This window comes from Candidatus Cloacimonadota bacterium (assembly GCA_016932035.1).
In the GTDB taxonomy this organism is placed as follows: Bacteria; Cloacimonadota; Cloacimonadia; order JGIOTU-2; family JGIOTU-2; genus Celaenobacter.
The window spans coordinates 23,469-29,862 of the sequence record JAFGDR010000037.1 but is presented as its reverse complement, the minus strand read 5'-3'; the positions used below and the strand labels follow the sequence as shown (position 1 = coordinate 29,862).

At 38.7% G+C, this 6,394-nt stretch carries 8 protein-coding genes; 5 read left to right on the top strand and 3 right to left on the bottom strand.

Annotated features, from left to right (window positions below; translation table 11 throughout):
- Positions 1-127: 127 nt before the first annotated feature.
- Positions 128-1,663, bottom strand: coding sequence for a B12-binding domain-containing radical SAM protein (locus tag JW794_06910; GenBank protein ID MBN2017836.1), 1,536 nt, complete (start codon positions 1,661-1,663; stop codon positions 128-130).
- Between the two features lie 79 nt (positions 1,664-1,742).
- Between JW794_06910 and JW794_06905 the strand changes: the two genes are divergently transcribed.
- The 5 genes from JW794_06905 to JW794_06885 all read left to right on the top strand — a co-directional run bounded on the left by JW794_06905 (position 1,743) and on the right by JW794_06885 (position 5,898).
- Positions 1,743-2,204, top strand: coding sequence for a Mut7-C RNAse domain-containing protein (locus JW794_06905; GenBank protein ID MBN2017835.1), 462 nt, complete (start codon positions 1,743-1,745; stop codon positions 2,202-2,204).
- A 94-nt stretch (positions 2,205-2,298) separates the two neighbouring features.
- Positions 2,299-2,526 (top strand): 50S ribosomal protein L31, encoded by a 228-nt coding sequence (rpmE, locus tag JW794_06900; protein MBN2017834.1) that lies wholly within the window; start codon positions 2,299-2,301, stop codon positions 2,524-2,526.
- Between the two features lie 83 nt (positions 2,527-2,609).
- On the top strand, positions 2,610-3,581 hold the full coding sequence (locus JW794_06895) for a DUF1385 domain-containing protein (GenBank protein ID MBN2017833.1): 972 nt from the start codon (positions 2,610-2,612) through the stop codon (positions 3,579-3,581).
- A complete protein-coding gene (gene prfA / locus JW794_06890; protein MBN2017832.1) occupies positions 3,562-4,635 on the top strand; it encodes a peptide chain release factor 1 in 1,074 nt (357 codons plus the stop codon). Before JW794_06895 ends, prfA begins: the two co-directional genes overlap by 20 nt.
- A 21-nt stretch (positions 4,636-4,656) precedes the next feature.
- Positions 4,657-5,898: an HlyC/CorC family transporter gene (locus tag JW794_06885; protein MBN2017831.1), complete on the top strand. Its 1,242-nt coding sequence runs from the start codon at positions 4,657-4,659 to the stop codon at positions 5,896-5,898.
- Here the strand turns inward: JW794_06885 and JW794_06880 are convergent.
- Positions 5,895-6,134 carry a hypothetical protein gene (locus JW794_06880; protein MBN2017830.1) on the bottom strand — a complete coding sequence of 80 codons (240 nt, stop codon included), beginning with the start codon at positions 6,132-6,134 and terminating at the stop codon, positions 5,895-5,897. The two genes, JW794_06885 and JW794_06880, sit on opposite strands and share 4 nt — an antisense overlap.
- A gap of 2 nt (positions 6,135-6,136) precedes the next feature.
- Entirely contained in the window at positions 6,137-6,364 is a 228-nt protein-coding gene (locus JW794_06875) for a NifU family protein (protein ID MBN2017829.1), read from the bottom strand.
- Positions 6,365-6,394: the final 30 nt, after the last annotated feature.

Genomic DNA, 6,394 nt, shown 5'->3' with positions numbered 1-6,394 from the left:
TCACTTTCTCGGTTTTCACAAGAAGCACCAATCAATGTAAAACATAAAAATAACCAGGATATTATTTTCATATGGATATCCTCTATACGTTGAAAAATGCAACTCATTATTTTGATTAGATTGTCAATTAATTAGTATATTCAACCAACTCTTTCTCGATGGTACTTCTCTTATCGAGTAGCCACCGATGCATTCTTCGGATTTCCCTTTTCTTTCCGGCTTTAAAATTTTCATACTTCCAGTTTTCGTAAATAAATTTTCGTAAATTATCCATAAACAATCGAGGTAATTCATCTGCAAGAAGACTAAAAAAAAGTCTGGGGTACTGAATACGAACTAAGTTGTGTTTTCCTAAGGTGGATGTATTGTACCTTCCATACATGTTGCTTTTTATAACATTAAGCTCATGCTGATTAAGATATTTTGTCCGAACATTCGCATGTGAGAGATCGTAAAATGAAAAATCATCAGGATTTGTGAGGAGTCCTTCTTCGATTATTTTATTACGAATACTGGTTTTTAAAAAGGGCGTAAGGATCATAAAAAGCGGCACATCAAGACAGTTCGTCTGAGCAAAATCAAAGTGATCCCAAAGACTCATTTCATCATCTTCGGGATTTCCAAGAATAAATCCTCCAACAGTTATGATCTTATGGCTTCGTAATAATTCTATCGCATAGGTGGTTTGTTCGAGAACTCTTTTATCTTTTGAAAGGAATTGAACGTTTGTTTTCTTTATATTCTCAATACCGAGGAAAACAACTTTGAATCCAGCCCGAGCCATCAGTTTTACTAGATTCTGATCACATGCAATACCTGCGACACTGGCCTGAATGGTATAATGAATATTTTGCAGTCCATTTTTGAGAATTTGATCGCACAATTCTGCAAGGTGTGCCGGATTCACAAAGATGTTATCGTCTATAAAGAAAATTGCTTCAGCACCAAGTTTAGATGTTACTTTTATATCCTCGATCACCCGTTCGATCGGATATTTCCTGAAAGTTCTCCCATACATCTGGGGCATGCAACAGAAATCACATAACATCGTGCAGCCGCGTGAGGTCTCAACAACATCACCTCTTCTACCAAAAATGGAGTAATGTTTAGTAATTCGAGAAGTTCGATCGGGTAATTTGATATTCTCAAGATCGAGGATTGGCTGACGTGAATTGTGAATAAAATTTCCATCATACTTATATGATACATTAGGAATCTTATCAATCTCATCTTTCCTATTGAGTGCTTTTACCAATCTGTTGAGTGCTTCTTCTCCCTCACCACGAATGAGATAATCGATATACTTTTTCTCATCAGAATCTGAAATCAGATCGTAAGCCAGAGTTGGGTGGTAGCCGCCAAAAACAGTTATGATATCCCGATTTATTTTTTTGATTATCTTTGCTATTTCGATTGCCGTTTCATATTGAAAACTCATGCATGTCAATCCAACAATGTGGGGCTGGAATTTTTTTAGCAATTTGATGATATAATGTTTCAGATTGTGCTGTACCATAAGCAGATCAGCGATCACTATTTTTTCAACGAATGTATTATCGAGACTGGTTGAAAGGGATGATAATCCAAGTGACGGGACGCGCATTCCCCTATAAAAACCAACTGTGTAGTTTGGCATGGAGAGCAGCAAAATTCTCTTTTTCATTCGATTTCCTCAGCATATGAATTTTACTTTATGATATTTTTTTGACAATTTTTTTATGATTAATGTTTTCTATTGATAAATGGAAAACATACCTCGTTTTGCGGTCGACTCGATGCTTGGTAAGCTGGCAAAATGGCTTCGTTTGCTTGGATATGATACTTTTTACAGGAATAACATCAAGCCCGTAACATTATTAAGTATTGCTCAAAGCGAAGACCGGACTATTGTTACAAAGCATCGTCATTTTTTGAAGCATCCTTTTCCTGTTCCGATAATATTTCTTCGTTCTAACACTGTCAAAGAACAGCTTCGGGAAATCGATAGCGCGAACAAACTAACAGCAGAAAAAGCATTCACGAGATGTCTCATCTGCAATCGAAAGACCACTCCCATAGACAAAGAATATGTGAGGAAGCTTATTCCCGAATATGTTTTTCGTACCCATGATCACTTCCATCAATGTATTCGATGTGGCAAGATTTATTGGAAAGGCACTCATCTTAAGCGAGCGATGCTGTTACTCGAGAAATTACAATTTTAGAAATATAAATTAAACATGCTTTATAAAATTTGACACCACAAAAGGCGGTCATAAATTGTGTAACAAATCAAATGTACTAACGGAGTTCATATACATGAAAAAAGATATTCATCCAAAATATCAAAAATGTGTTGTCAAATGCGCATGCGGAAACACCTTTGAGACCAGGGATACCGTTCCGGAAATCCATGTGGAAATCTGCTCGGAATGCCATCCGTTCTATACTGGTAAGAAGAAACTGATGGACAGCGCAGGTCGTATTGACAAGTTCAGAAAGAAATACAGTAAATATCAGGTAAAAAAAGAAGAAAAAGAACAATAGCAATCCTTTGTAGGGAGTTTGTTACCAATTGATCCCACCCATAATTAAACACAAATAGGATACTTTTGTCTAAAATTGAGCTTATGAAAGAAAAACCGGAAATAGCCGTCGGCGGACAGGCAGTTATCGAGGGCGTCATGATGCGCGGTCCCCAGCATATTGCAACAGCTCTGCGGAAAAAAGACGGACATATCATCATAAAAAAAGAGGAATTCATTTCCAAAACCAAAACCAATAAATTCTTTGGACTTCCTCTTATTCGAGGATTTGTCTCTCTTATCGAAATGCTGTCAATCGGTATTAAAACACTGAACTTCTCAGCAGAAGAAGCAATTAAGGATGAAGAAGAGAACAAACCGGAAAAGAAAAAGAATGTTTTCTTCGAGAAATTATATACTGCCTTTTCCTATATTTTTGCCTTTGGTCTTGCATTTCTTCTTTTTGTTTTCCTTCCCTATCGTATTGCATATTGGATCGACATCGAAAAGACGAGTCTGCTCTTCAATCTTTTTGCTGGAGGGATCAGAATTGTATTCTTTGTATTGTATGTTTTCCTGATCAGTTTACTCAAAGACGTTCACCGACTTTTTGAATATCACGGCGCAGAACATAAATCGGTTTTTGCTTATGAAGGAAATCCTGAGTTTACCCTCGATGACACAAAAAAATTCCGAACCTTTCATCCCCGATGCGGTACAAGTTTTATGCTGATCGTACTCGTTATTGCAATTCTTGTTTTTTCGATCTTTGATACGATCCTCGCACTGATACTTGGTCATGCAATTCCGCTTGGGATTCGAATTTTACTCCACCTTCTCTTGCTTCCTCTTGTATCAGGAATGTCATATGAGATATTACGATTTTCAGGAAAGAACATTAATCATTGGCTGGTGAAGGCATTCTCGGCTCCTGGATTAGCTCTGCAAAGAATAACGACTCAGGAACCGGACGAGAAACAGCTCGAAGTTGCCATCTGCGCTCTTCATGCAGCACTCGGCATGCCGGTCACCTATCCTGATGTAGAATATTTGGACGATGACAAACCTGCTGAATAAAGTATCCGAACTGGAACAGGAATATTCGGACATCGAGAAGCAGCTTTCTGACCCGGATATTATTAACCAAATAGATATCTATAAAGACATCTCAGCTCGATACAAAGAGATATCAGAAATACTGAAATGCGCTGAAGAACTTCAATCCAATATCGAAGCTCTTGAAGAGAATAAAGAAGCCCTCAAACACGAAAAGGAAGAAGAGCTTGTTCTTCTCATCGAAGAAGAAAACACTAATCTTGAAAAAAAGATTGATGAACTGACTCTCCAATTGAAAACACTCCTTATTCCAAAAGATGAGAATGACACCAAAAATGCGATCATGGAAATCAGGGCAGGAACAGGTGGTGACGAAGCAGCTCTTTTTGCAGCAGACCTTTACAGAATGTACACACATTTCATTGAAAATAAAGGATGGAAGATCGACATCATGAATTCCAATCCAACCGGCATGGGTGGTTTGAAGGAAATCTCCTTTGAAGTCATCGGCAGAAATGCATATGGAACACTCAAGTTTGAAAGCGGTGTGCATAGAGTTCAGCGTGTTCCAGAGACTGAATCATCCGGAAGAATTCATACATCAGCAGCATCTGTTGTTGTGCTTCCTGAAGCAGAAGATATTGATTTTGCCATCGACGAGAATGATCTCAAGATCGATGTGTACCGTTCATCCGGTCCAGGTGGACAGAGTGTCAATACCACGGACTCAGCCGTACGAATTACACACATCCCAACTAATACGGTCGTCACATGCCAGGATGAGAAATCCCAGCTAAAAAATAAGAACAAGGCAATGAAAGTGCTTCGTTCTCGATTGCTTGATCTTGAAATCCAGAAGCAGCAGCAATCCATTGCACGACAACGAAGATCAATGGTTGGAACGGGTGACAGAAGCGCAAAGATACGCACCTATAACTACCCTCAATCGCGCATTACCGATCACAGGATCAACTACACATCACACAATCTTGAATCATTTATGGATGGAAATATTGACGAACTCATCGACGCTCTGCATATTGCCATGCAGGAAGAGATGTTAAATAATGAATAACATCACAGTCAGAAAAACACAATGATAAGCATCATTATTGTTGCAATATTTTTTGTGGGTGCTGCATTTTTCTCAGGCACTGAGATCGGTCTTATATCCCTTGATAAGCATCGACTGAAACACGAATCCGTAAAAAGTAAGAGCAAAAAGAAACTCTATGATTTTGTCACAAATCCGGACAAAGTACTCGGCACAACCCTCATCGGAACGAATATCTCCATTATCATCGTCTCATCAGTTTTTACTGCATTTATGATCAAGAAAGATATCATGTCCGAAACAGTAGCAACGCTACTCCTCTCGGGTGTGCTCCTTGTCTTTGCTGAGATCATTCCCAAAATTCTTATCAGAAACACCTGCAATGTATCTATACCGAGATTCTTTTTTATCATACAATTCTTTGCCTTTCTCTTTCATCCTATGATCTGGGTACTCAGTAAGATAAACATTGCTTTTTTCAGCTTGTTAAAAATCGATAAAAGAAGCAATGGTCACATGTTCACTAAAGATGACCTATTCTATCTTCTTGGAGAAGCAGAGAAAGGGGGCGAGGTCCAGAAAGATGAGCACGATCTTATCGAAGAGGTGCTCGATTTCCGTGATCTGACCGTTAAAAATATCATGATCCCACGTACGAATATTGTTGGGATTAAGTCAGACACCTCGATTCAGGATGTGATCGATCTTGTTAAAGAGGTTGGATTTACACGTTTCCCTGTCTACTCATCGGACATCGATCATATTGAAGGCATGCTGGTGATCCACGATCTGCTTGAAGTTGAAGATCTTTCGCTTCCTGCCGGTAATTTTATACGAGAGACCTATTTCGTCCCTGAGGTCATGAAGGCGACTACACTTCTTAAAAAGATGCAGCAGAACAAAACACCTATTGCTGTTGTTGTTGATGAATACGGCGGAACTGCGGGTATTATTTCAGTTGAAGATCTTCTCGAAGAACTGGTTGGTGAGATAGAGGATGAATATGATGCACAGGAAAATGATATAAACAAAGTTAATGAAACAACATATCTTGTTAATGGTGAGGTTGAGATCGAGCGTCTCATAGATGATTATAACATCGATCTTGATGAGGGAGAGTATGAGACACTTGCCGGTATGCTCATTGAGAAATTTGAGCGAATCCCTCGTTATAATGAGAAGTTAGTGATAAAGAATTATGAGTTTACGATCAAACAGGTAACTGCTAGAAAGATCGAGAAGGTCATGATCATGATTCTTCCCGAGGAAAATGACCAGGATTAATCTTCCCGCTCAAGTTCCTCTAAAGGATCGTCCCCCACATCCCTCTTTTTTCTGAATATCCGGTAGATTTTTTCCCGAAAATTATACACGATCTTGTTCAGTTTTTTATTTTCGATCAATCCCAAACCTGCAGCAATCATAAGAATACCCTGCAGAAAGGGAGTAAAAAGACCGACAATTCCGAGTCCAAGTAGCGTATACCCCGCTATCTTTTTGAATTTTATTTTTTCTTTCACGCTTACACAGCTGTCACGTTCTTAACTTCTGGAATCTTATCTTTAAGTTGTTTTTCGATACTGTATTTCAGTGTCATCTGGGAGAAAGGACATCCACGGCATGAGCCCTGAAGCTCGACTTTAACTTCACCGTCATCTGTTACATCGATCAATTTTACATCACCGCCATCGCCTTTAAGAGCAGGACGGACTTTATCTAACTCTTGTGATACTTTTTCTTTGAGTTCCATTATAACCTCTATTTTTCTTTATAATCTAAG

Coding starts and splice junctions, on each gene's coding strand:
- JW794_06910 (MBN2017836.1), bottom strand. CDS start 1,663: ATGAAAAAGAGAATTTTGCTGCTCTCCATGCCAAACTACACAGTTGGT.
- JW794_06905 (MBN2017835.1), top strand. CDS start 1,743: ATGGAAAACATACCTCGTTTTGCGGTCGACTCGATGCTTGGTAAGCTG.
- rpmE (MBN2017834.1), top strand. CDS start 2,299: ATGAAAAAAGATATTCATCCAAAATATCAAAAATGTGTTGTCAAATGC.
- JW794_06895 (MBN2017833.1), top strand. CDS start 2,610: ATGAAAGAAAAACCGGAAATAGCCGTCGGCGGACAGGCAGTTATCGAG.
- prfA (MBN2017832.1), top strand. CDS start 3,562: ATGACAAACCTGCTGAATAAAGTATCCGAACTGGAACAGGAATATTCG.
- JW794_06885 (MBN2017831.1), top strand. CDS start 4,657: ATGATAAGCATCATTATTGTTGCAATATTTTTTGTGGGTGCTGCATTT.
- JW794_06875 (MBN2017829.1), bottom strand. CDS start 6,364: ATGGAACTCAAAGAAAAAGTATCACAAGAGTTAGATAAAGTCCGTCCT.